At 72.1% G+C, this 23107-nt stretch carries 24 protein-coding genes; 6 read left to right on the forward strand and 18 right to left on the reverse strand.

Features of this window, described 5'->3' with window-relative positions; translation table 11 throughout:
* The 3 genes from Phou_RS03460 to Phou_RS03470 are packed head-to-tail and all read left to right on the forward strand — an operon-like array spanning position 1 to position 1969.
* Positions 1-747, forward strand: a complete 747-nt coding sequence (locus tag Phou_RS03460; protein ID WP_173053460.1) for a 2-hydroxy-acid oxidase — start codon at positions 1-3, stop codon at positions 745-747.
* Complete coding sequence (locus tag Phou_RS03465) at positions 719-1477, forward strand: methyltransferase domain-containing protein (protein WP_246273185.1); 759 nt, start codon at positions 719-721, stop codon at positions 1475-1477. Before Phou_RS03460 ends, Phou_RS03465 begins: the two co-directional genes overlap by 29 nt.
* Positions 1478-1486: 9 nt before the next feature.
* The gene (locus tag Phou_RS03470; RefSeq protein ID WP_173053462.1) at positions 1487-1969 is read left to right on the forward strand and encodes a cupin domain-containing protein; all 483 of its coding nucleotides are present in this window, start codon (positions 1487-1489) and stop codon (positions 1967-1969) included.
* Here Phou_RS03470 and Phou_RS03475 read toward each other — a convergent pair whose 3' ends face one another.
* Both Phou_RS03475 and Phou_RS03480 read right to left on the reverse strand, forming a co-directional pair.
* Positions 1970-2131 (reverse strand): hypothetical protein, encoded by a 162-nt coding sequence (locus Phou_RS03475; RefSeq protein ID WP_173053464.1) that lies wholly within the window; start codon positions 2129-2131, stop codon positions 1970-1972.
* A complete protein-coding gene (locus tag Phou_RS03480) occupies positions 2128-2613 on the reverse strand; it encodes a hypothetical protein (protein WP_218578694.1) in 486 nt (161 codons plus the stop codon). The genes Phou_RS03475 and Phou_RS03480 overlap by 4 nt, the downstream gene beginning before the upstream one ends.
* Before the next feature lie 168 nt (positions 2614-2781).
* Between Phou_RS03480 and Phou_RS03485 the strand changes: the two genes are divergently transcribed.
* Complete coding sequence (locus tag Phou_RS03485; RefSeq protein WP_173053468.1) at positions 2782-3336, forward strand: hypothetical protein; 555 nt, start codon at positions 2782-2784, stop codon at positions 3334-3336.
* Between the two features lie 1145 nt (positions 3337-4481).
* Here the strand turns inward: Phou_RS03485 and Phou_RS03490 are convergent.
* The 10 genes from Phou_RS03490 to Phou_RS03535 form a co-directional block, all read right to left on the reverse strand.
* Positions 4482-5114 (reverse strand): DNA-3-methyladenine glycosylase, encoded by a 633-nt coding sequence (locus tag Phou_RS03490; RefSeq protein WP_173053470.1) that lies wholly within the window; start codon positions 5112-5114, stop codon positions 4482-4484.
* The gene (gene argH, locus Phou_RS03495) at positions 5084-6508 is read right to left on the reverse strand and encodes an argininosuccinate lyase (RefSeq protein WP_246273187.1); all 1425 of its coding nucleotides are present in this window, start codon (positions 6506-6508) and stop codon (positions 5084-5086) included. The genes Phou_RS03490 and argH overlap by 31 nt, the downstream gene beginning before the upstream one ends.
* 11 nt (positions 6509-6519) lie before the next feature.
* Entirely contained in the window at positions 6520-7719 is a 1200-nt protein-coding gene (locus Phou_RS03500) for an argininosuccinate synthase (RefSeq protein WP_173053472.1), read from the reverse strand.
* Positions 7716-8246 carry an arginine repressor gene (locus tag Phou_RS03505; protein WP_173053474.1) on the reverse strand — a complete coding sequence of 177 codons (531 nt, stop codon included), beginning with the start codon at positions 8244-8246 and terminating at the stop codon, positions 7716-7718. The genes Phou_RS03500 and Phou_RS03505 overlap by 4 nt, the downstream gene beginning before the upstream one ends.
* Complete coding sequence (argF, locus tag Phou_RS03510; RefSeq protein ID WP_173053476.1) at positions 8243-9178, reverse strand: ornithine carbamoyltransferase; 936 nt, start codon at positions 9176-9178, stop codon at positions 8243-8245. Before argF ends, Phou_RS03505 begins: the two co-directional genes overlap by 4 nt.
* Positions 9175-10341 (reverse strand): acetylornithine transaminase, encoded by a 1167-nt coding sequence (locus Phou_RS03515; RefSeq protein ID WP_173053478.1) that lies wholly within the window; start codon positions 10339-10341, stop codon positions 9175-9177. The genes argF and Phou_RS03515 overlap by 4 nt, the downstream gene beginning before the upstream one ends.
* Complete coding sequence (argB, locus tag Phou_RS03520; protein WP_173053480.1) at positions 10338-11228, reverse strand: acetylglutamate kinase; 891 nt, start codon at positions 11226-11228, stop codon at positions 10338-10340. The genes Phou_RS03515 and argB overlap by 4 nt, the downstream gene beginning before the upstream one ends.
* Positions 11225-12403, reverse strand: coding sequence for a bifunctional glutamate N-acetyltransferase/amino-acid acetyltransferase ArgJ (gene argJ / locus Phou_RS03525; RefSeq protein WP_173053482.1), 1179 nt, complete (start codon positions 12401-12403; stop codon positions 11225-11227). The genes argB and argJ overlap by 4 nt, the downstream gene beginning before the upstream one ends.
* Positions 12400-13401 (reverse strand): N-acetyl-gamma-glutamyl-phosphate reductase, encoded by a 1002-nt coding sequence (gene argC / locus Phou_RS03530; RefSeq protein WP_173053484.1) that lies wholly within the window; start codon positions 13399-13401, stop codon positions 12400-12402. The genes argJ and argC overlap by 4 nt, the downstream gene beginning before the upstream one ends.
* An 83-nt stretch (positions 13402-13484) precedes the next feature.
* Positions 13485-14108 (reverse strand): phosphatase PAP2 family protein, encoded by a 624-nt coding sequence (locus Phou_RS03535; RefSeq protein WP_173053487.1) that lies wholly within the window; start codon positions 14106-14108, stop codon positions 13485-13487.
* 56 nt (positions 14109-14164) lie between these two features.
* Here Phou_RS03535 and Phou_RS03540 point away from each other — a divergent pair, with 56 nt between their 5' ends.
* Positions 14165-14488: an ArsR/SmtB family transcription factor gene (locus Phou_RS03540; protein WP_173053489.1), complete on the forward strand. Its 324-nt coding sequence runs from the start codon at positions 14165-14167 to the stop codon at positions 14486-14488.
* A complete protein-coding gene (locus Phou_RS03545; protein WP_173053491.1) occupies positions 14485-14964 on the forward strand; it encodes an SRPBCC domain-containing protein in 480 nt (159 codons plus the stop codon). The genes Phou_RS03540 and Phou_RS03545 overlap by 4 nt, the downstream gene beginning before the upstream one ends.
* 54 nt (positions 14965-15018) lie before the next feature.
* On the opposite strand, the gene Phou_RS03550 is transcribed toward Phou_RS03545, so the two are convergent.
* The 6 genes from Phou_RS03550 to pheS form a co-directional block, all read right to left on the reverse strand.
* Positions 15019-16461 carry a hypothetical protein gene (locus Phou_RS03550; RefSeq protein WP_173053493.1) on the reverse strand — a complete coding sequence of 481 codons (1443 nt, stop codon included), beginning with the start codon at positions 16459-16461 and terminating at the stop codon, positions 15019-15021.
* Positions 16458-17483, reverse strand: a complete 1026-nt coding sequence (locus tag Phou_RS03555) for an NAD-dependent epimerase/dehydratase family protein (protein WP_173053495.1) — start codon at positions 17481-17483, stop codon at positions 16458-16460. The genes Phou_RS03550 and Phou_RS03555 overlap by 4 nt, the downstream gene beginning before the upstream one ends.
* Positions 17476-18270, reverse strand: coding sequence for a glycosyltransferase family 2 protein (locus tag Phou_RS03560; protein WP_173053497.1), 795 nt, complete (start codon positions 18268-18270; stop codon positions 17476-17478). The genes Phou_RS03555 and Phou_RS03560 overlap by 8 nt, the downstream gene beginning before the upstream one ends.
* Positions 18267-19463, reverse strand: a complete 1197-nt coding sequence (locus Phou_RS03565) for a nucleotide sugar dehydrogenase (RefSeq protein WP_173053499.1) — start codon at positions 19461-19463, stop codon at positions 18267-18269. The genes Phou_RS03560 and Phou_RS03565 overlap by 4 nt, the downstream gene beginning before the upstream one ends.
* Before the next feature lie 113 nt (positions 19464-19576).
* Entirely contained in the window at positions 19577-22030 is a 2454-nt protein-coding gene (gene pheT, locus Phou_RS03570) for a phenylalanine--tRNA ligase subunit beta (RefSeq protein WP_173053501.1), read from the reverse strand.
* A gap of 9 nt (positions 22031-22039) precedes the next feature.
* Positions 22040-23101, reverse strand: coding sequence for a phenylalanine--tRNA ligase subunit alpha (gene pheS / locus Phou_RS03575; protein ID WP_173058088.1), 1062 nt, complete (start codon positions 23099-23101; stop codon positions 22040-22042).
* Positions 23102-23107: the final 6 nt, after the last annotated feature.

Consider the following 23107-nt stretch of genomic DNA (forward strand, 5'->3'; position numbering starts at 1 on the left):
ATGCTGTGGTTGGCGCGGGCCGCCCGCCGGGTGTTCGACGAGCCCGCGGCGCGGACCGCGCACCCCGAGCACGCCCCGCACTTCGCCAACTACCTGGCCGATCTCCTGGAGCCGTACGGCGTGTCACCGCACCCACCGGCCGGCGGCCAGTCGTACGGCGAGATGGGCGCCGCCCTCATCGCCGACCTGGTGCGGCCGGACGAGCCGGTCGACCTGCTGGTGCTCGCCTTCGCGGTGCCGGACGTGCGACCCGGCCGGGCCACCGCCACCTACCTGAGCCACGTGTGCCCCGGGCAGCCGCTCGCCTTCGCCGTCTGCGACCAGGGCGTCGCGGCGGGCTTCACGGCGCTGCGGATCGCCCAGTCGTACCCGGAGCACCGGCGCTCGCTCGTCATCGTCGTCGAGCAGGCCGCCCTGCACTACGACCCGCCCGCTCCGGCGCCGCTGCCGGCCCGCCACGCCGGGGTCGCGCTGCTGTGCGGCGACTCAGGCGTCGCGCGGATCTCCCCCGTGACGATCGGCCGCGGCGAGCCGGTGGAGTCCACCGTGGACGCCGTGCCCGGCCAGCCGTACACGGGCGTCTGGTGGGCACTCGCCGGCGAGCTCGCCGACCGCACGCCGCGGCGGGTGGTGGTGGCCGCGCGGGACCCGGTGCTCGGCTACGCGTGCTCATCCACTGTGGACTTCGAGGGTCTGGAACCGGACGGGGGTGGCGCGGGTGTCCGAGTGGGACTGGGGGCGGCCTGAGGAGCTGAGCGAGCGGATGGACGCGTTCCTCGTGGACGGCGCGGCCTGCGACAAGCTGGAGGAGGTCGCGCGGCCGCCCTACGACCGCACCACGCTCGGCGACCTGGGCGTGACCGGCGTCGAGTTCGCCGCGTGGAAGAGCCACCACCCCGCGGCCCTGGCCTCAGACGTGGTGCCGCTGCGCTCCCCGGACGCCGCGGCGGTGCCCGGCCGGGTCTACCGGGTGGACGGCGAGGCGCTCTTCGCCGCGCTGGACATCTGCGAGCCGCTCCCCTTCGCCGACGGTTCGGTCGACTGGGTGTACGCCGAGCACCTCATCGAGCACGTCTCGCTGACCGCCGGCACGGCCTGGCTCACCGAGGTGCGGCGGATCCTCGCGCCCGGCGGCGTGCTCCGGCTCACCACCCCCGACCTGGCGACCTATGTGGACGGTTACCGCAGCGGCGACACGTTCTTCTCCCGCCACCGCGGCCGCATGCGCGCCGCCGGCCTGGGACCGCCGATGCCGGCACGGCGGGCCTTCATGTTCAACCAGCTCTTCTACCTGTACGGCCACCGGTGGCTGTACGACTACGAGGAGCTGGCGTACGCGCTGGTCTCCGCCGGCTTCCCCGACACCGCGATCGAGCGCCGGGCCTTCCGGGACGGCGCACGGCCGGACGTCGCCGAACTCGACCGTGTGTTGCGCAATGACGAGAGTATCTACGTGGAGGCCACCGTTCCGGTGTAGAACTGGATCATGAGCTATCCACCGACCCTGTACACGGGCGAGAGCGGCGAGGTCACCGCCACCTACCGGCCCGACGGCCACGAGCCCGAGCTCAGGTACCCGAAGACCGGCGGCGCCGTCCACTACCTGGCCACGCAGGCCTCGACCGCGGGCCAGTTCGGCATGTACCGCTGGGAGATGGGCCCGACGCCGAGCGGTCCCGACCCGCACTTCCACCGCACGATCTCCGAGTCCTTCTACATCCTCACCGGAACGATCCGCATCTACGACGGCACCAAGTGGATCGACTGCACTCCGGGCGACTTCGTGCACGTGCCAGCGGGGGGCGTGCACGGATTCCGCAACGAGTCCGGCGAGCCGGCGTCGATGCTGCTGCACTTCGCGCCGGGAGCGCCCCGCGAGGGCTACTTCGAGGGCCTGCTCGAGCTGGCCGGCAAGTCCGAGGAGGAGAAGGCCGCCTTCTACCTGGAGCACGACAACCACTGGCTCTGATCAGAAGATCGGGTCGTACGGGTTGGAGTAGCCGAGCCGGAGCTCCACTGTGGACCGGCCCGGCTCGACCAGAAACCAGGCGCACAGGCGGTACGGATTCACGATCCGCCCGGCCGGTCGGCAGTGGATGTCCGGCGTGGACGTGAAGTCGTACCAGGTCACCTGCCACCCCTTGGCGTCCCGCAGGTGGTCGCCAACCCGCCGGACGAGGGCCGGCTGCTCCGCGCCGTCACTCGCGGTGAGCGTGAAGCGGCCGGCCTCCTCGCTGACCAGCACGACGCCGGGCGGGAACGGAAGCACGGCGTCCCGGGGCGGTGGCGGCACGCCGTCGAGGAGTCGTCCACGCTCGGCGGCGTGCCGTAGCCGGCGAGCGTGACGGTGCCACCCGCCCACACGCCGACGGCCAGGACGAGGACCGCCCCGACCGCGAGGCCCGGCCGGCGCCGCCCGCCGAGCAGCGCCCAGGCCAGCGGAAACAGCAGCACGATCGGCACGAGGAGGGCCACCTCGGCGGGCGGGAGCAGCTCGTCCGCGACCGGCTCCCCCGGCTGGACGCCCGGCCAGACCGGGAAGGTGGCCAGCAGCGCACCGCCGACCACGGCCGCACGCCCCCGCCACGACCACGTCGCCGCCGGCTTGGGCATCGACCGCCACGAGAAGACCAACACACCGCCTTCGACGCGCGTACCGCCCGGCAGGTGCCACACCCCTAGGGCGTCCTAGGAGGCTAGCCCAACTCGCCGATCCATGTGCGCAAACCACCCGCGTGGCGAACGCTCCCACGAGCCGCGTCGAGCCGCAGACTATGGCGCATGGGCGAGATCGTGACCACGGCCGACCTCGACTACTACGTCGTCATGGAGGGCGGAGGCCGTGCGGCGGCCGTGGTGGTAGAGGAGTTCGTGCTGGCCGGCGACCACACCGCCGCCGGCCTGGCCAGCGCGACCTGGACCACCAGCGGCTGGGGACCATCGCTGAGCCTGCGCATCCGCAAGGACTCCGACCTGCGCTCGCGGGTGACCTACGCGACGCGGCAGGGCGCGGCCGAGGCATTCCGGGTGCTGGGCGGCGGCGAGCTGCCCGACGAGAGCCAGCTACGCCGCCGGCTGCACGACTACGAACCGCTCAACACGGCCCCGCCACTGCGACTCGGCCTCACCGACGCGCCGTACTACCGCATCCTCTTCGCCGGCGAGCCACTCGACAGCGCCGCACACCCGCAGCTGCGGCTGATCGGCCACGGCCTGGCCTGGTGCGTCGACATCTCCGCCCCCGAGGGCGTCAACGTGGGCGCCGACCTCCGCGCCGCCCGCCAGGCGATGCGGCGCAACGGCCTGATCCCGGTCACCGTCGAGCGCTTCTATTAGGAGCATTTTCGAGCTACCGCGACGTCCGCCGTGGTCCGGACCGTTGCTCCCGCGGCCTCACCCTCCGCGGCCAGGCAGCTCACCCCAAACTGCCCGCTCCCCGCAGATCTCGGAAAGTCAGCGCCGGCATAGGGCCCGCGGGCGGCTCTCAAGCTGGGCGCACGGTCCATGACAATCGATCAGGGCAGGCGGCCGGTGAACTTCACACTGAGGGCCGCGTTGCTCCCGCGGCCTCACGATCCACAGTGGCGCACGCCGCCCCCTTTCCTGGACGGCGCGGATGTCCGCCGTGGTCCAGACCCGTTCCCTGACGGCCTCACCGTCCACTGTGGCGCGGCGGTCGCCGGCGCGGCTCCCTTTCGCCCCGGGCGCCCTGCGAGGTCCCCGTGGCCCAGACGTGGCTCCCGGAGTGTCGCTCTGCGCGGTCGGCCAGCTCACCTGCAAACTGCGCGTTTCCCAGATCTTGGAGAGTTAGCGCTGCACGACTTGCGGAGTTCGTCGTCTGGAGTCCTTTCGCGGTCACCGCCTCACCCTCCGTGGCCACCAACTCAGCCCAGGAGCCGGCTCCGGCAGATCTTGGCAAGTTAGCGTCGAAATGGCGCGCTAACTCACCAAGATTGCGAAGCTCACACCGCCTGCGCCTGATCGGCAGTCACTGACCGCGACGACGGTGCCGACCTGCGGGCAGACTTGCGCACTCCCGCCACGAAGATCCGCCGAAGCAGGACATCCTTAATCCGAAAGTCGAGGCGCTGACGTAGCGCACCAACTCGCCTAGATCTCGAAGGTTGCGCCGGCCCGCGGCCGGTGGACTTCGCTGACGGTGACGAAGCTGCGGGGCTTGGCGGCGCAGGTCGGGAGTTCGGCGAGCGCCGGTGCGGCCTCACTGCCCACAGCGGCACATCTGCAGAAGCCAGTCCCACGCTGCCCCGCGGCCGTCGGCGCCGCTCCTTCGCTCTGGACGGCGTGCGGGATCCTCCTTCGTCCGCGCTGCTGCCTTCGCCGCGGACGGGGACGGCCGTCGTGGGCGCATCGGTGCGCCCAGCTTCAGAGCCGCCCGCGCGGCCACCGCCTGCCACCGGCGACGGGGCCGGGGCGCCGGCCTGCCCCGCGACCACGACGGAGCGCGGCGGGGGTGGGGCGAGCTATTGCGGGCGCTTGCGGGGGACGTGGCGGCGGTAAGCGCTGACCGTCGGGTCGTCCGCGATCCAGAAGCGCCACTCGCGGTCGTGGGCGCCGGTCACCCCGACCCGCGGGCCGGCGGCGACCTGCGACTCCGGCACCGGGGCGGTCGGTGGGCTGAGTCGCACCGGCGAGCTGGGGGCGAGCAGGTCTACGCCGTAGGCGGTGCCGTCTATGCCCAGCGCCTGGCACAGACGGGCCGGGCCGCGGGCCAGGTCGCGCGCCACCGTGGAGCGTCGGCGCTCCGCGGCGACGTCCGAGCCGGCCACCACGGAGCCGGCGCGCAGCAGCACCGCGGACGCCTCGCCCTCGATGCCCGTGACCACGTTGGCGCACCAGTGCATGCCGTACGTGAAGTACACGTAGAGGTGGCCGGCCGGGCCGAACATCACCGCGTTCCTCGGCGTCCGTGCGCGGTGCGCGTGTGAGGCGGGGTCGCCGGCGGTACCCGCGTAGGCCTCGACCTCGGTGATCCGGACCGTGACCCCGCCGGCGGACAGCTCGCACCCCAGCAGGCCGCGCGCTGCCGGCAGCACCGGGCCGGCGAGCAGGTCGCGCAGCGCGCTCAGCGGGGTACGACGTGCGCGGTCGCCCACTCGCGCCACCCGTCCAGCTTGTCCACCACGGACGCGAGCTGGTCGGCGACCGGGCCGGGGCCGGTGGAGCCGGGCGTGATGCGGGCGGCCAGCGCGGACCGCACCGACAGCACGTTGCGCACGCTCGGGTCGAGGTGGGGGCTGACCAGCGCCAGCTCGTCGTCGGTGACCTCGTCGAGCTGGCACTCGCGGGCCACGCAGAGCGCCACCAGGCGACCGGTCACCTCGTGCGCCTCGCGGAACGGCACGCCCTTGCGCACCAGCCAGTCGGCGACCTCGGTGGCCAGCGTGTACCCGACGGGTGCGGCGGCGACGAGGCGGTCCACCCGTACCGTCATCGTGGAGATCATGCCGGCGAGCGCCGGCAGCACCAGGTCAAGGGTGTCCACCGCGTCGAAGGCGGGCTCCTTGTCCTCCTGCATGTCACGGTCGTACGTGAGCGGGAGGCCCTTGAGCATGGTCAGCACGGTCACCAGGCCGCCGATGAGGCGGCCGGCCTTGCCGCGGGCCAGCTCGGCGATGTCCGCGTTCTTCTTCTGCGGCATGATCGACGACCCGGTGGCGAAGCCGTCGTCGAGCTCGACCCAGCCGAACTCCTGCGACGTCCACAGCACCACCTCCTCCCCCAGCCGGGACAGGTGCACGCCGACCAGCGAGGTGATGAAAAGGAACTCGGCCACGAAGTCGCGGTCGGCGACCGCGTCCATCGAGTTGGCGGCGGGCGCGTCGAAGCCCAGCTCCTTGGCCACACCGGCCGGGTCGAGCGGCAGCGACGAGCCGGCCAGCGCGCCGGCGCCGAGCGGGCTGATCGCGGCGCGGGCGTCCCAGTCGCGGAGGCGTTCGAGGTCGCGCAGCAGCGGCTGCACGTGGGCGAGCAGCCAGTGCCCGAACGTCACCGGCTGCGCGTGCTGCACGTGCGTCATGCCCGGCGCGGGCGTGTCGATGTGCCGCTCGGCCTGCTCGACCAGCGCGTCGGCGAGCTGCACCAGGTTGGTGGCCACGCCGCGCGCGTGGTCGCGCAGGTAGAGCCGCAGGTCGGTGGCGACCTGGTCGTTGCGCGAGCGGCCGGCGCGCAGCTTGCCGCCCAGCGTGCCGAGCCGCTCCAGCAGGCCGCGTTCGAGCGCGGTGTGCACGTCCTCGTCGTCGACGGTCGGGCGGAACGCACCGGAGGCGCAGGCGGCCTCCAGGTCGTCCAGGGCGGCGAGCATCTGGCCCAGCTCGTCGGCGTCGAGCAGTCCCGCCCCGGCGAGCACGCGGGCGTGCGCGCGGGAGGCGGCCAGGTCGTAGGGCGCGAGGCGCCAGTCGAACTGGACGCTGACGGAGAGCCGGGCCAGGGCCTCGGCGGGGCCGCCGGCGAACCGGCCGCCCCACAGTGACGTACGCGAAGAGGACACGAGTGTTATTTCTACCCGAGCCGCGCGTCGCGGGCAGCGGCGATCCGGCTCGGCAGCCCCCACAGCTGCACGAAGCCCTTGGCCAGGGACTGGTCGAAGGTGTCGCCGGTGTCGTAGGTGGCGAGGTTGAAGTCGTACAGGCTGGCCTCGGAACGCCGCCCGGTGACCACCGCGCGGCCGCCGTGCAGGGTGAGGCGGATGTCGCCGGAGACGTACTTCTGGGTGTCGGCCACGAACGCGTCTAGCGCGACCTTGAGCGGCGAGAACCACAGGCCGTCGTACACGAGCTCGGCCCAGCGCTGGTCGACGCTCTTCTTGAAGCGGGCCAGGTCGCGCTCGACGGTTACCGCCTCCAGCTCCTGGTGTGCGGTGATCAGCGCGATCGCGCCGGGCGCCTCGTACACCTCGCGGCTCTTGATGCCCACGAGCCGGTCCTCGACCATGTCCAGCCGGCCGACTCCCTGGGCACCGGCCCGCCGGTTGAGCTCGGCGACGGCCTGGAACGGGGTGACGGTCTCGCCGTCGATCGCGACCGGCGCGCCGGCCTCGAACGTGATCACGACCTCGTCGGCGTCGCGCGGCTCGGCCGGGTCGGCGGTGTACTCGTACAGGTCCTCGATCGGCGCGTTCCAGATGTCCTCGAGGAAGCCGGTCTCGACCGCGCGGCCCCACAGGTTCTGGTCGATGGAGTACGGCGACTTGTGGCTGACGTCGATCGGCAGGCCCCGCTCCTCGGCGAGGGCGATCGCCTTGTCCCGCGTCCACGCGAAGTCCCGCGCCGGCGCCACGATCTTCAGGTCCGGCGCGAGCGCGCCGATGCCGACCTCGAACCGCACCTGGTCGTTGCCCTTGCCCGTGCAGCCGTGCGAGACCACCGTCCCGCCGTACCGCTTGGCCGCCTCCACGAGGTGCTTGACGATCAGCGGGCGGCTGAGCGAGGACAGCAGCGGATAGCGGTCCATGTACAGCGCGTTGGCCTTGACCGCGGGCAGGCAGTACTCGGCGGCGAACTCCTCCTTGGCGTCGATCACCTCGGACTCCACGGCGCCGCAGTCGAGCGCGCGCTGGCGGATGACGGCCATGTCCTCGCCGCCCTGCCCCAGGTCGACCGCCACCGCGATCACCTCGGCGCCCATCTTGTCCGCCAGGTACGGGATGGCGACCGAGGTGTCCAGGCCGCCGGAGTACGCCAGAACGACGCGCTCAGTCATGATTTGGTCTCCTTGTTCGGTTCTTCGCGCATTTGTTCGTCGCGTCCGGCCCAGGCGCTCAGCTTGTCGGCGAGTGCCGAGCCGGTCAGTGGCTCGCGGGCCACTACGAAAATGGTGTCGTCGCCGGCGATCGTGCCCACGATCTCGGGCAGGCCGGCCCGGTCGAGGGCGCTGGCCAGAAACTGCGCGGCGCCCGGTGGGGTGCGCAGCACGGCGAGGTTGCCGCTCGCGTCGGTGCCGGTGAGCAGCTCGCGCAGCAGCCGCACGAGGCGGGCCGGCGCCTGCTCGGCCAGGCGGGGGCGGGGCAGCCCGTCCTCGGGGATCACGTAGACGGCGGGGCCGCCGTCCGCGCCGCGCACCTTGTAGGCGCCCAGCTCCTCGAGGTCGCGGGAGAGCGTGGCCTGGGTGACCTGCACGCCGTCGGCGCCGAGCAGCTCGGCCAGCTCGGTCTGCGACCGTACCCCCCGGTCGCGGATGAGGTCGACGATGCGCGCGTGCCGCGCGGTGCGGGTGCCCGGCCCGGTCATCGGGCGTCCCCGGCCGAGAGCAGCCAGGCCAGCAGCGCCTTCTGCGCGTGCAGGCGGTTTTCGGCCTGGTCGACCACGGCGCTCTGCGGGCCGTCCATCACGTCGTCGGTGATCTCCTCGCCGCGGTGCGCGGGCAGGCAGTGCAGCACGACCGCGCCGGGCGCGGCCGCCGCGAGGAGGTCCTTGTTGATCTGGTACGGCCAGAAGGGAGTGAGCCGGTCGCGGCCGTCCTTCTCCTGACCCATCGAGGTCCACGTGTCGGTGGCCACCACGTCCGCGCCGTCGACCGCCTCGTGCGGGTCGCGCAGCACCTGCGTCGAGCCGCCGGTCCAGGCGGCGATCTCGTCCGCGCGGGAGACGATCGAGGGCAGCGGGTCGTACCCGGGCGGCCCGGCGACCCGCACGTGCATGCCCGCGGTGACGCCGGCGAGCAGGTACGAGTGGGCCATGTTGTTGCCGGCGTCCCCCACGTACGCGAGGGTGCGCCCGGCCGTGCCGCCGCACCGCTCCCGGACCGTGAGCAGGTCGGCCAGCAGCTGGCAGGGGTGGAAGCCGTCGGTGAGCGCGTTGACGACCGGTACCGTCGCGCCGGCCGCCACCTCCGCGAGCCGCTCGTCGCCGAAGGTGCGCATGACGATCGCGCTCACGTAGCGGGACAGCACGCGCGCGGCGTCGCCGAGGGTCTCGCCGCGCCCGAAGTGGGTGCCCTGCGTGTCGACCACGATCGGATGGCCGCCCAGCTCGGCGATGCCCACGTCGAACGAGAACCGCGTGCGCAGGCTCTGCTTGTCGAACAGCACCGCCACCGAGCGGGGGCCGGCGAGCGGCGTGAACGCGAACCGGTCGGCCTTCATCGCCGCGGCGAGGTCGAGGACCGCCTCCTGCTCACCCGGGCTGAGGTCGTCGTCACGCAGGAAGTGCCGGACGCTCATGATGCCGCGTCCAGTGCTGCCGGCAGGGCGGCGAGAAACGCGTCGACCTGGTCGGCGGTGAGGATCAGCGGCGGCGCCAGGCGGACCACGTCCGGCTGGACCGGGTTGGTCAGGAAGCCGTGGTCGCGCAGCACGCCGGCGACGGCGCCGGAGGCGGGTGCGTTGAGCACGACGCCGAGCAGCAGGCCGGCGCCGCGCACCTCGCGCACGAGTGGGTGGCCGAGGGCCTCGATGCCGGTCTTGAGGCGCTCGCCCACGCGCTTGACGTGGTCGAGCAGGCCCTCGTTGGCGATCGTGGAGATGACCGCGAGCGCGGCCGCGCAGCTGATCGGGTTGCCGCCGAACGTGCTCCCGTGGCTGCCCGGCCCGAAGAGGTCCGCCGCACCGCCGAACGCCAGGCAGGCACCGATCGGCAGCCCTCCCCCGAGGCCCTTGGCGAGCGTGACGACGTCGGGCTCGATGCCGTCGGCCTGGTGGGCGAACCAGTGCCCGGTGCGCCCCACGCCGGTCTGCACCTCGTCGAGCGCGAGCAGGGCGCCCTTGGCCGAGGTGATCTCGCGGGCGGCGGCGAGGTAGCCGGCCGGCGGCACGACCACGCCGGCCTCGCCCTGGATGGGCTCCAGGATGACGATGGCGGTGTCCGTGGTGACCGCGGCGTCGAGGGCGGCCACATCGCCGTACGGCACGTGGGTGACCTCACCCGGCAGCGGGCGGAACGGGTCGGCCTTGGCCGGCTGCCCGGTCAGCGCGAGGCTGCCCATCGTGCGGCCGTGGAAGCCGCCCCGGGTGGCGACCGCGCCGGTGCGTCCGGTCAGCCGGGACAGCTTGAACGCGGCCTCGACCGCCTCGGCACCGGAGTTGCCGAAGAACACCCGCCCCTGCCGGCCGGCCAGCGCCAGCAGCAGCTCGGCGAGCGCCACGGGCGGCTCGGCGACGAAGAGGTTGGAGACGTGGCCGAGGGTGCCGACCTGCTTGGAGACGGCGGCCACGACGGCGGGGTGGGCGTGGCCGAGCACGTTGACCGCGATGCCACCGAGCAGGTCCACATAGGATCGGCCGGCCTCGTCGTACACCACGGCGCCCTCGCCGCGCACGAGCGCCAGCGGTGGGGTGCCGTAGTTGTCCATCATGGACTGCGACCACCGGTCGACGAGGCTAGTCACGTTTCCTCCCCAGGGACGACCATCGTCCCGAAACCTTCGGACGTGAAGACTTCGAGCAGGATGGAGTGCGCCATGCGGCCGTCGACGACGTGCGCGGCCGGCACGCCTCCCTCGACGGCCCGCAGGCACGCCTCCATCTTCGGCACCATGCCGGACTCGAGCCGTGGCAGCAGCGTGGCGAGGTCGGCCGCGGTGATCCGCCGGACCAGGCTCGACGTGTCCGGCCAGTCGGTGTAGAGGCCGGCCACGTCGGTGAGCACGACGAGCTTGCGGGCGCCCAGCGCGACGGCCAGCGCCGAGGCGGCGGTGTCGGCGTTGAGGTTGTGCAGCACGCCCTCGGCGTCCGGCGCGACCGACGAGATGACCGGGATCCGGCCGGCGGCGATGAGGTCGGTGACGGCGGAGACGTTGACGTGCTCCACGTCACCCACCTGACCCACGTCGACCGCCTCGCCGTCCACATAGGCCGGACGGCGCACGGCGGTGAAGAGGCGGGCGTCCTCACCGGACAGTCCGACGGCGAACGGTCCGTACTCGTTGATGAGCCCGACCAGCTCGCGCCCGACCTGGCCGACGAGCACCATCCGCACGACGTCCATCGCCTCGGGCGTGGTGACCCGCAGCCCGCCGCGGAACTCGCTCTCGATGCCCAGCCGCCCCAGCATCGAGGAGATCTGCGGGCCGCCGCCGTGCACGACGACCGGCTTGAGCCCCGCGTACCGCAGGAAGACCATGTCGGCCGCGAACGCCCGCTTCAGCTCGGCGTCGATCATCGCGTTGCCGCCGTACTTGACCACGACGGTGGCGCCGTGGAAGCGGGCCAGCCACGGCAGCGCCTCGATGAGGGTGGCCGCCTTCTCCTGTGCCAGGGACACCGTCACGGTCATGTGGAGTAGGCCGAGTTCTCGTGCACGTACGCGTGGGAGAGGTCGTTGGTCCAGATGGTGGCCTCGTCGGTGCCGGCGTGCAGGTCGATCCGGATCGTCACCGCCCGGCCGGAGAGGTCGACGGCGGAGCGGTCCTCGGCGGCCGCGCCGCCCTTGCAGACCCACACGCCGTTGACCGCGACGTCGAGCGCGTCCGGCTCGAACGCGGCGGCGGTGGTGCCGACCGCGGCGAGGATGCGGCCCCAGTTGGGATCGTTGCCGAACAGGGCGGTCTTGACGAGGTTGTTCCGGGCGACCGAGCGACCCACCTCGACCGCGTCGTCTTCGCCGGCGGCGCCGACCACCTCGATGGCGACCTCCTTGGTGGCGCCCTCGGCGTCGGCGAGCAGCTGCTGGGCCAGGTCGTGGCAGGCGGCGGTGACCGCGGCGGTCAGCTGCTCGGCGGTCGGCTCGACGCCGGAGGCCCCACTGGCCAGCAGCAGCACCGTGTCGTTTGTGGACATGCACCCGTCGGAGTCGACCCGGTCGAACGAGACGCGGGTGGCCGCCCGCAGCGCCGCGTCGAGCACCTCCGGATCGGCGACCGCGTCGGTGGTGAGCACGCTGAGCATCGTGGCCATGCCGGGTGCGAGCATGCCGGCGCCCTTGGCCATGCCGCCGACGCTCCAGCCCGACTGCCGGATCGCCGTGGTCTTCGGCCGGGTGTCGGTGGTCATGATCGCCTCGGCCGCCGCCTGGCCGCCGTCGCCGGTGAGCGCGCCCGCGGCGGCGTCAACGCCGAGCAGAAGCCTGTCCATCGGCAGCAGCTCGCCGATCAGGCCCGTGGAGCAGACCGCGACGTCGGCGGCGCCGATCCCGCCGAGCGCCGCGGCGGCGTGCTCGGCGGTGGTGTGCGTGTCCTGAAAGCCTTTGGGGCCTGTGCAGGCGTTGGCCCCGCCCGAGTTGAGGACGACCGCGCGCGCCGCGCCGGCCCGCAGCACCTGCTGGCTCCAGAGCACGGGCGCGGCCTTGACCCGGTTGGTCGTGAAGACGCCGGCCGCCGCGTCCAGCGGCCCGTCGTTGACCACCAGCGCCACGTCGAGCCCGCTCGTCTTGAGGCCCGCGGCGACGCCGGAGGCCCGGAAACCCTTCGGCGCGGTGACGCCGACGCCCGGCTCTCCGGCCGCCGCGGTCACGGGGCCACTCCGTACACCGGGAGCCCCATGGTCTCCGGCAGGCCGAGCATGAGGTTGGCGCACTGGACGCCCTGTGCGGCGGCGCCCTTGCCGAGGTTGTCGATGGCGCTGGTCACGATCACCCGCCCGGAGTCGACGTCGAGGGTGGCCTGCAGGTGGCAGGAGTTGGACCCGAGCGTCGCGGCCGTGTGCGGCCAGGCGCCTTCGGGGAGGACGTGCACGAAAGGCGCGTCCGCGTATGCCTCGGCGAGCACCTGCCGCGGGTCCGCCGTGGACGCAGGCAGCGCGGTCACGGTGGCGAGGATCCCGCGCGGCATGGGCGCGAGGACCGGCGTGAACGACAGGCTCCGCGCCCCGGTGGCCTGCTTGATCTCCGGGACGTGCTGGTGCCTTCCCACCTTGTACGGCGAGAGGTCGCCCATCACCTCGCTGCCGAGCAGGTGCCCCTTGGCCGACCGGCCCGCGCCGGAGGTGCCGCTGGCGGCGACCACCACGACATCGTCGGCGGAGACCGCGCCCGCCGTGATCAGCGGTGCCAGCGCGAGCGTGATCGTCGTGGCGTAGCAGCCGGGCGCGGCCACCCGGGTCGCGATGGCGATCTCACCCCGCTGCCCCGGAAGCTCGGGCAGGCCGTAGGTCCACGCGCCGGCGTGCTCGCCCCCGTAGTAGCGCGTCCACGCGTCAGCGTCGCGCAGGCGGTGGTCGGCACCGAGGTCGACCACCTTGACGCCACTGGGGAGGGCGGCGGCGAGCACGCCCGACTCGCCATGCGGGAGGGCGAGGAAGACGAGGTCGGCGTCCGCCAGCGCCTCCGGACCGGTCGCGCCGAACGTGATGTCGAGGCCGGTCAGGTGCGGGTGCACGGCGGCGACCGCCGACCCCGCTTGGCTGTGCGCGGTCGCGGCGACCAGGTCGAGCTCCGGGTGCGCGGCGATCAGGCGGAGCAGCTCACCGCCGGCGTAGCCACTCGCGCCCGCCACGGCAACCCGGATCCCCATGTGTACCTCCGCATGTCTATGCATCACACGGTATCACCCAGCGATCCCGCCCTGCAAGGTCATGCACTCGAACGGATAGTGAATCAGCCGAGCGGGAGGCGGGCCAGCACCTGGCGAAGGGCGACGCCGAGCAGGACGCCGGCCACGCAGTCGGTGACCCAGTGGTAGCCGAGGTAGGTGACCGCCACGAAAACGATCACCACGGGCAGGACCAGCACCGCCCGCCGCACGCCCGCCGCGAGGGGCCGGCGCAGCGCCCGCTCGGCGAGGGCGAGCAGCACGGGGTACCAGATCAGGGTGTTGACGACGTGCCCGGAGGGGTACGACCAGCCGGCGTCGTGCGTGAACAGCCGCTCCGCGTCGAACCACGGTGCGTGCGGCGCCGAGCGGTCGGTCAGCATCTTGAGCGGCACGACGACGACGTAGCTGGTGGCCGCCGTGACGAGGACCAGGAGCACGGGCCGGGGCGTACGGTCGCGAACCGCGAGCAGCGCGGCGACGACCAGCAGGATCGAGGCGATGAGGTTGGCGGAGCCGAGGAAGTAGAGCGCCTTGGCGGCGAGGCGGAGCGGCTCCGGGCGGTGGGCGTCGACCCAGTCCCGCACGGCGACGTCGAGGCCGAGCAGCGCGCCGGCGGCCAGCGCCCAGGTCAGCAGCACAAAGCCGGCCGCACACGCCAGGCCGGCGTATCCCCCGCGTCGGTCCACGCATCGAAGTCTCGCACCGCTTGACATGTGACCTTTTGGTCACGTAACTTTGCGTGGTGATCGACGACGACCTGGTCTTCAAGGCGCTCGCCGACCCGACCCGGCGCTTCCTGCTCGACCTGCTCTTCACGCGGGACGGGCGCACGCTCACGGAGCTCGAGTCGGAGCTGGCGATGACGCGCTTCGGCGTCATGAAGCACCTGCGTGTGCTGGAGGACGCGGACCTCGTGATCACCCGCCGCCAAGGCCGGGAGAAGCTGCATTTTCTCAACCCGGTGCCGATCCGGCAGATCCACGACCGGTGGATCGACAAGTACACGGAGCACCGCACGGCGGCGTTGCTGGACCTCAAACGGGAGCTGGAGGGAGATTCATCGTGAGCACGACGACAAGCACGACGACGCAGGTCTACCGGGTCTACATCAAGGCCACGCCGCAGGCGATCTGGGACGCGATCACCCAGCCGGAGTGGACGAACAAGTACGGCTACCAGGGCTTCGCCGAGTTCGACCTGCGGCCGGGCGGCGCCTATCGCAACCGGGCCAGCGAGGAGCTGCAGGCGGCCGGCATGCCGGAGATCGTGGTCGACGGCGAGGTGGTCGAGGTCGACCCGCCGCACAAGCTCGTGCAGACCTGGCGACCCACGTGGCTGGACGAGCCGCCGACCCGGTTGACGTACGAGATTCGCGAGGGGCAGGACGGCGTCTCGTCACTCACGGTGACGCACGAGCTGGACGGTGCTCCCCAGACGGCCGCGCAGACGGCGGGCGCGATCGAGGGTGCGGGCGGCGGCTGGGCCGAGGTCCTCAGCGACCTCAAGACCCTGCTGGAGACCGGCAAGTCCATGCACGCCTGAGCGCACGGACGGCCCGGCGGTGGGCGCGCGCGGGGGGCGCGCCCACCGGGGCGATCAGCGCAGGCGGCTGCAGGGGACGGCGAACGCGCCCCACATCCGTTTGCTGGCCGGACCCGAGCGGAAGGTCACCGCTTTCAGGTCCGGGTCGGCCTTGCAGACCGCGGTGTTTGCGGTGACCTGCTTGCTCCAGCTCGGCACGCTCGTGGTGCGCCACTGGTGGTCGTGGCGGTAGTTGGCGAACGCGACCACCGTGAGCAGGGTGGCGAGGGCGACGATCGGCACGTTGCCGAAGCCCTCGGGCCCGCGCCACGAGGGGCCGCTGGTCCAGGAGCTGGGGCGCAGCAGCGCCACCGTGGCGGTGACCAGCAGCAGCAGCGACGGCAGCAGGTAGCGGCCGGGCACCGCGCCGCGCAGCGCGATCTGGAGGGCGAAGATGCCCACCGCGTGCACGGACGCCGCCGCTGCCAGCACCCACGCCGGGCGGGTGCGGCGCCAGACGGCCAGGGCGACCGCGGCGAGCAGGATCGCCCAGGCGAGCAGGATCAGCGCGCGGTGCTCGTTGGTGTGCACGATCTTCGCGCGGATCCAGGCCTCGCCGAGGAACGTCACCGGCACCTGGAGCTCGACGAACTGCTGGATGTTCCACAGTGGGTCGTAGTTGGGCACCACGCCCACGATCTCGCGCTCGGCCCCGCCGGTGAGGTACGTGTACAGCTGGACGCCGACGCCCAGCGCTATCGCGACGGCCATCAGCACGCCGGCGCGGTCTCGCCGGAGCACCGCGCGGGCCACCGCGAGGGGCAGCAGCGTGAGCGCGAGGGTGGTGGAGAGGGCCACGACCAGCGCGAAGACGGGTGCGGCGACCTTGCCGGCCCGCCGCACCTGCACGGCGAGCAGCACCCAGAACAGCGCGTACAGCGCGGGAAACTGCAGCGTCGCCACGTTGTCGACGATCTCGCCGTTGGTGGCCCACTGTGCGACGACCGGCGCGGCGACGAGCATGCGCAGCACCGGGTGGCGCAGGTGGGCGCCGCTGGCCGCGTACACGATCAGGGCCAGGCCGGCCGTGGAGATCGCGGCCAGCAGCGCGTTGGACACCGCCCACGCGGAGACCGGCAGCAGCGTGGTGATCTCCGCGAGGAGGCGCGGGAAGAAGTGGTAGTAGCCGTTCAGTGGGGTGGTGGACGCGTCCCACGGCGTCATGTTGGCCGCGTCGTGCAGGAAGTTGGCACCGTCTTCGGCCCACACGGTGTCGAGCGCACCGGCGCCCGGACCGCGCACCCGGCCGAGGGAGTAGACGACGCCGAACCCGACGAACGCGGCGGCGAGGGCGATCCGGCGAGGGGTTACCGGGGTGGGTGACGTGTCAGGGAAGAGCGCGTCACGCAGCTTGCCCGGCCAGCCCGCCGGCCGCCGCGGTGCCTCGTCGCCGTCGGGGACGGGCGTGCCGTCCACATCCGGCTTCTGAGGCACAGCGGCGCCGACGGCCGTGGTCACAACCGACCGTCGTGTACGGCTTGGGTCACCCACGGGACGACCTCGTCGAGCATCTCGTCCAGGCTGGTGGTCGCCTCGAACCCGAGGACCTCACGCGCCTTGGTCACGTCCGGCACCCGCTTCTGCACGTCGTACTCGAACGGATCGTCCGACACATACCGGAACGGCACCTCCGGACCCTTGATCTTCGCCCAGATCACCTCAGCCAACTCCAACACCGTCGTCGACTCCGCCGTCGAAAGGTTGAAGTCCTCGTTCAACGCCGCCGGGTGCTCCATCGCCGTCACGATCCCCGCCGCCAGATCACCACCATAGGTGTAATGCCGCACCTGGTTACCCTCACCCAGAATGTGCAACGGATCCTGACCCTTCACAATCTTCTGCACCAGGTCCGGCACCACATGCGACATCGCCAGCTTCACATTCCCGGACAGCACCTCGGCCTCACCCAAAGCACGGCCCTCACCCACACCCACACAGTTGAACGGACGCACGATCGTGTACGGCAACTTGTACTGCTCCCACGCCGCCCGCGCGTAATACTCCACCGCCAACTTCTGAAAACCATACGACGACAACGGCGGCGGCACCCGCCGCTCGTCACCCTCCTTCGACGGCCACGTCTCCGTCGACTCGAACACCATCGACGACGACATGTACGTCACCTTCTGCAACCGGCCATCCCGATGCGCCGCGATCGCCGCGTCACACGACGCCGCCATGATCCGCTCATTCGTCGCCAACAAGTCATACGCATACGCGTGGAAATACGAAATCCCACCAATCATCGCCGCACCAGCGATGAAATGATCACAATCCGCGGCCAACTCCGTCACCAAAGCCGTATCCCGCGCATCACCCTCGACAAACCGGTAACCCGGATTGTCATCGTAGCTGTGCGTCACCGGCCCATACTTCGAGAAGTTGTCCAACCCCACGACCTCGTGGCCGCGGCCCAACAGCTCCTCGACCACGTAACCGCCGATGAACCCGGCCGAACCGGTAACCAGGACCTTAGCCACTAGCGCTGTTCTCCTTTTCCATGGTTGGGTCGGCCGGTGCCGGCGATGCCGGACCGCGACGCGCGACGATCTGATCGGCCGTCAGCCTGCGGCCGTACGCGAAGAAGTACCACTTGAGGTACGAGGGCATAAAACGCCCGAGGTCGAAACGGGACTCGCCGAGCTGCCGGTCGAGCCAGATCGTGGGGATCTCGGCGACGGGCAGGCGCAGCCGGTTGGCCTTCGCCGTCAGCTCCAGGCCGATCTCGAAGCCGGTGCGCGACTCGATGCCCACCGTGCGCACGAAGTCCGTGTCGTACGCCTTGAAGCTGTTAGTCGCGTCCCGCGTGCCCACCCGGGCGAACCAGTGCAGCGTCCGCCCGGCCCAGCGGGACATCATCCGCTTGAACCGGGGGCCGCCGACCTGCTGCCCGCCCGGCATGTACCGCGAGGCGGCCGCCACCACGACACCGCGGTCGACAAGGCGCGCGAGGTCGTCGATCTGGCGCGGGTCGTCGGAGCCGTCGGCCATCGTGACGACGGCGACGGGCGCCACCGCGGAGTCGATGCCGAAGCGGATCGCGTTGGCCGGCCCCCGCCCGTACGTGTTCAGCACGGTGCGCACGCGCGGGTCGGTGCGGGCGACCTCCTGCGCGTACGGCACGGTGGTGTCCTCGGGCATGTCGTGCACGACGAGCACCTCGGCCGGGAGCAGCACCTCGCGCAGGATCCGGTCGAGGCAGCGGACGATCGACTCCCCCTCGTTGTAGACGGGGATGACCACCGACACACGAGGAGTGATCGTCATACCTTCACGCCCTGCCCGGTCAGCCCCCACATGTCCACCACGGGCGTCTCCGTGTCCAGCTTCGTGTACTCCTGGTGCGGGCAGGCGATGACGAGCAGGTCGGCCTTTGCGAGGACCTCGTCGAGCGGCACGAACCGCTCGTCCTTGATGTGCGGGTCGGTGCACAACGTCTCGCGCGCCTTCAACGACAAGATCTTGCGCAGCTTGTACGCCAACGACTCGCGCGGGTCGTCACTACCACCCTTGAACGCCATCCCCAGAATCCCCACCGTCATCGACGACAGGTCGTAACTGTCCTCAAGACGGGACACCAGATACAGCGGCAGACCCTCGTTGATCAACATCGCGGAATGACCCAACACGAAGTTGTTGCGGTTGAACGCCGCCAACTGCATCGTGTCCTTGAACAAACACGGCCCCGCCGCAAACCCCGGCATCGGCAAATCCGCCGCCCGCGGGTAGTCAAACGTGATCGCATGCCGGATCCGCGCGAAATCCAACCCGAAATCGTTCGCCATCATCCAGAACTGGTTAGCCGTCGCAAACTTGATGTACCGCCACGTATTCGTGAACAGCTTCGCCAACTCCGCCTCTTCAGGCTCCAGCGGCACGATCTGGTCCGTGAGGTGGCGGAAGAGCTTTTCCGCGCGGGACAGGGCCTGCGGCGTGCGGGCGGCGACGATCTGCGGGAGGGCGAAGAGCTCGGTCATCGCCTTGCCCTCGGCGATCCGCTCCGGGCAGAAGGCGACGTCGACCGCGATGCCCATGCCGGCGAGCAGCTTTTCGGTCAGCGCTGTCACGCCCGGGTACACCGTCGAGCGGAGCACGACGAGCTGGCCGGGACGCAGGTGCTCGGCGCACCGCTCCAGCGCCCGCGGCACCGCGCCCAGATCGGGGTTGAGGTGCTCGTCGACCGGCGTGCCCACGACGACCACGAGGTTTTCGGCCGCGCCGACCGTGGCCGGCTCGGTGGAGGCGCGCAGCCGCCCGGCCGCGACGACCTCGGCCAGCACCGAGGCCGCACCCTCCTCGTCGAAGGGGAGCGTGCCGGAGTTGACCGTGTCGACGGCCGCCGCGTTGATGTCGTACAGAGTTACGGTCAGGCCGCGCGACGCGAGCGCGATACCCAGGGGCAGGCCGACCCGCCCACAACCACCGACAATGCAGACGTCGGTGGTGAACGCCTCCGTCATGTCAACCCCGTTCGACTCTTCGGATTTTCTGCCCTAGGACCACAGAAACATACGGCCTTCCGGCTACCCGGCGGTTCCCGGGGGTCCGGTACCGCGCAACCATCGCCAAAGCGTTACGCGCCGCGCAGGACGGCACCAAATCGGGTGGCGGCCTCGGCCACCGCGGCGTCACGGGCAGCGACCGCTTCCTCCACGGTGAGCGTCCGGTCGGGCGCGCGGAAGGTCAGCTTGTACGCCAGCGACTTGCGCCCCTCCCCCAGCTGCGCGGACGTGTAGACGTCGAAGAGGCGCACCGCCTCCAGCAGGTCACCGGCGCCGGCCACCAGCGCGGCCTGCACATCGGCGGCGGGCACGGCCTCGTCCACCACGAGCGCCACGTCGATGAGCGCGGGCGGGAAGCCCGACACCCGCGGCGCCGGCGCGACACCCGCCTCGGGCAACGCGTCGAGGTCGAGCTCCATCGCGCTGGTGCGGCGGGGCAGCTCAAGCGCGGCGAGGGCAGACGGGTGCAGCTCGCCCGCGTACCCGACGGTGACGCCGTCGACGGCGATCGCCGCGCAGCGGCCGGGGTGCCACGGCGCCCGCTCGGCGGCGGTGACGGTCACCCGCTCGTCCGCGACGCCGGCCGCGGCGATGGTGACCCGGGCCGCCTCGATCGCGTCGGCCCAGCCGGCCGCGCGCCCGCCGCCCCACCAGCCGGCCGGCTCGACCTCGCCGGCGAGCACGACCGCGGCGTGCCACGGCTGGTGCGGCACGGTCGCGTCGGCGGCCGTGAGCTCCTCGTCGGTCGGGCGCCGCTCGACGCCCATCTCCGGCGGGCTGCCCGCGCCGGGGCGCGGGAGGAAGACGATGCCCATCTCGTACAGCGCGGCGTCGCGGTGGCCGCGGCCGATGTTGCGCCGCAGCGTGCCGAGCAGCGGGGCCAGCAACGAGGTGCGCAGGAACGGCTCCTCGTCGGAGAGCGGGTTGGCGAGGCGCACCGCCGGGCCGTCGACGTCGGCGGCGCTGACGAACGGGTACGACAGCACCTCCACGTACCCCGCCTCGGCGAGCGCGGTGGCCACCGCGCGGCGGCGGCGCTGCGCGGCAGTGAGGCCGTTGCCGGGCGGTGCGACCGGCAGGACGCTGGGCACCTTGTCGTACCCGTCGAGCCGGATCACCTCTTCGACGAGGTCGGCCGGGTCGGTGAGGTCGGGACGCCAGGTCGGCGGCGTCACGGTCAACGTGCCGTCCACTGTGGACACCCCACACCCGACCGCGGTCAGCGTCTCGACGACACGGGCGGCCGTGTACGGCACGCCGGCCCGCCGGCCGGGAAGCGTCGGGTCGATCGAGAGCGAGCGGGGCGGGACCACGTGGTCGATGTCGAGCACGTTGCCGTCGGTGGTGCCCCCGCCGTACTCGACCAGCAGCGCGACCGCCCGGTCGAGCGCGACGAGCGGCACCGCCGGGTCGACGCCCCGCTCCCACCGCTTTGCCGCCTCGCTGAAAAGCTTGTGGCGGCGGGCGGTGCGGCTGACCATCACCGGGTCCCAGTGTGCCGCCTCGAAGAGCACGTCGACGGTGTCCGGCTGCACCTCGCTCGTCTCGCCACCCATGACGGCGGCGAGCGAGATGGGGCCGGTGGCATCGCAGATGACCATGTCTTCGGCGTCGAGCTCGCGGGCGACACCGTCCAATGTGGTCAGCTTCTCGCCCGGCGTGGCCCGGCGCACCACCAGCGGGCCGCGGATGCGCGCCATGTCGAAGGCGTGCATGGGCTGGCCCAGCTCGAGCATCAGGTAGTTGGTGATGTCGACGGCGAGGCCGAGCGTGCGGATACCCGCCGTGGTCAGCCGCCGCCGCATGAACTCCGGCGAGGGGGCGTTGGGATCGATGCCGCGCACCGCCCGCGCCGCGAACCTGTCACAGCCGACCGTGTCCTCGACGACCACCGGGTACGCCGGCTCGGCCGTCGCGCCCGGCGCGTCACCGACCCCCGGATCGCGGAACGGCACGCCGAACGCGTGTGACAGCTCCCGGGCGATGCCGCGCACCGACATCGCGTACCCGCGGTCGGGCGTGATCTCCAGCTCGAAGATCACGTCGTCGAGCCCCACGAACGGCCTGGCGTCCGCACCCGGGCTGGCCGGCGTGTCCGGCGGCAGCACGATGATGCCGGCGTGCTCGTCGCTCACGCCGATCTCGCGGGCCGAGACGATCATGCCGGCGGACATTCGCCCGTACGTCTTGCGGGCGCCGATCTCGAACCCGCCGGGCAGCACGCCGCCGGGCAGGATCACGGCCACCAGGTCGCCGGCGGCGAAGTTGGTCGCGCCGCAGACGATCTCCTGCGGCTGCTCCCGCCCGACGTCGACCGTGCAGAAGCGGATCGGCTTCTTGAAGCCGGTCAGCTCCTCGACCTCGACGACCCGGCCGACGAGCAGGTCGCCGCGCACCGACGCGCGCTGGTCGACGACGCCGTCCACCTCGATGCCGAGGTTGACCAGGGCCTCCTCGACTTGCGCGGCGGTCACGCCGGCCGGCAGGTCGACGTACTCGCGCAGCCAGGAAAGTGGAATACGCACCGTGGCCCCCTAGACCGCCATGCCGAACGCGCGGGTGAACCGCACGTCGCCCTCGACCATGTCCCGCATGTCGCTCACGCCGTGCCGGAACATCAGCGTCCGCTCGATGCCCATGCCGAACGCGAAGCCCGAGTACCGGTCCGGGTCGATGCCGCAGGCGCGCAGCACGCGCGGGTTGACCATGCCGCAGCCGCCCCACTCCACCCACTGTGGACCGTCACGGTGCTGCGGGAACCAGACGTCGAACTCCGCCGACGGCTCGGTGAACGGGAAGTAGTGCGGCCGCCACCGCGTCTTCGCCTCCGCGCCGAACATCGCGCGGGCGAAGTGGTCGAGCGTGCCGCGCAGGTGGGCCATCGTGATGCCCTCGTCGACCACGAGGCCCTCGACCTGGTGGAAGACCGGCGTGTGGGTGGCGTCCAGCTCGTCCGTGCGGTACACCCGGCCGGGCACCACCACGTAGATCGGGGGCTGCCGCGTGAGCATCGTGCGCGCCTGGACGGGCGAGGTGTGGGTGCGCAGCACGAGACCCGGGTCCGTCACGTGGAACGTGTCCATCAGGCCGCGCGCGGGGTGGTCCGGCGGGATGTTGAGCGCGTCGAAGTTGGCCCACTCGAGCTCCAGCTCGGGGCCTTCGGCGATCTCGTACCCCATGCCGACGAAGAGGTCGCCGATCCGCTCCATCAGCGTGGTCAGCGGGTGGCGGGCGCCGCGCGGGCGCCGGCCCCACGGCAGCGTGACGTCGACCCGCTCCTCGGCGAGGATCCGCTCGGCCTGGCTGGCCGCCAGCTGCTCGGCGCGCGCGTCGAAGGCGGCCTGGATCGCGGCGCGGGCCTGGTTGACCCGCTTGCCGGCCTCGGCCTTGGCGGCCGGCGGCAGCGCGCCGATCTCCCGGCGGGCCAGCGAGACCGGTGACCGGTCGCCGAGGTGCAGGTGCTTGAGCCCGGCGAGCGCGTCGGGATCGGCGGCCTCGGCGAACGCCTGCTCCGCCTTCGCGACGGCCTCAGCCAGCGCGTCCGGGTCGAGGAGCGCGACCTGCTTGGGGTCGTACGGATCGTTGCGGTACGTCACAGCCAT

This window comes from Phytohabitans houttuyneae, assembly GCF_011764425.1.
Lineage (GTDB): Bacteria > Actinomycetota > Actinomycetes > Mycobacteriales > Micromonosporaceae > Phytohabitans > Phytohabitans houttuyneae.

Coding starts and splice junctions, on each gene's coding strand:
- Phou_RS03460 (WP_173053460.1), top strand. CDS start 1: ATGCTGTGGTTGGCGCGGGCCGCCCGCCGGGTGTTCGACGAGCCCGCG.
- Phou_RS03470 (WP_173053462.1), top strand. CDS start 1,487: ATGAGCTATCCACCGACCCTGTACACGGGCGAGAGCGGCGAGGTCACC.
- Phou_RS03480 (WP_218578694.1), bottom strand. CDS start 2,613: ATGCCCAAGCCGGCGGCGACGTGGTCGTGGCGGGGGCGTGCGGCCGTG.
- Phou_RS03485 (WP_173053468.1), top strand. CDS start 2,782: ATGGGCGAGATCGTGACCACGGCCGACCTCGACTACTACGTCGTCATG.
- Phou_RS03500 (WP_173053472.1), bottom strand. CDS start 7,719: ATGACTGAGCGCGTCGTTCTGGCGTACTCCGGCGGCCTGGACACCTCG.
- Phou_RS03505 (WP_173053474.1), bottom strand. CDS start 8,246: ATGACCGGGCCGGGCACCCGCACCGCGCGGCACGCGCGCATCGTCGAC.
- argF (WP_173053476.1), bottom strand. CDS start 9,178: ATGAGCGTCCGGCACTTCCTGCGTGACGACGACCTCAGCCCGGGTGAG.
- argB (WP_173053480.1), bottom strand. CDS start 11,228: ATGACCGTGACGGTGTCCCTGGCACAGGAGAAGGCGGCCACCCTCATC.
- argC (WP_173053484.1), bottom strand. CDS start 13,401: ATGGGGATCCGGGTTGCCGTGGCGGGCGCGAGTGGCTACGCCGGCGGT.
- Phou_RS03560 (WP_173053497.1), bottom strand. CDS start 18,270: ATGACGATCACTCCTCGTGTGTCGGTGGTCATCCCCGTCTACAACGAG.
- Phou_RS03565 (WP_173053499.1), bottom strand. CDS start 19,463: ATGACGGAGGCGTTCACCACCGACGTCTGCATTGTCGGTGGTTGTGGG.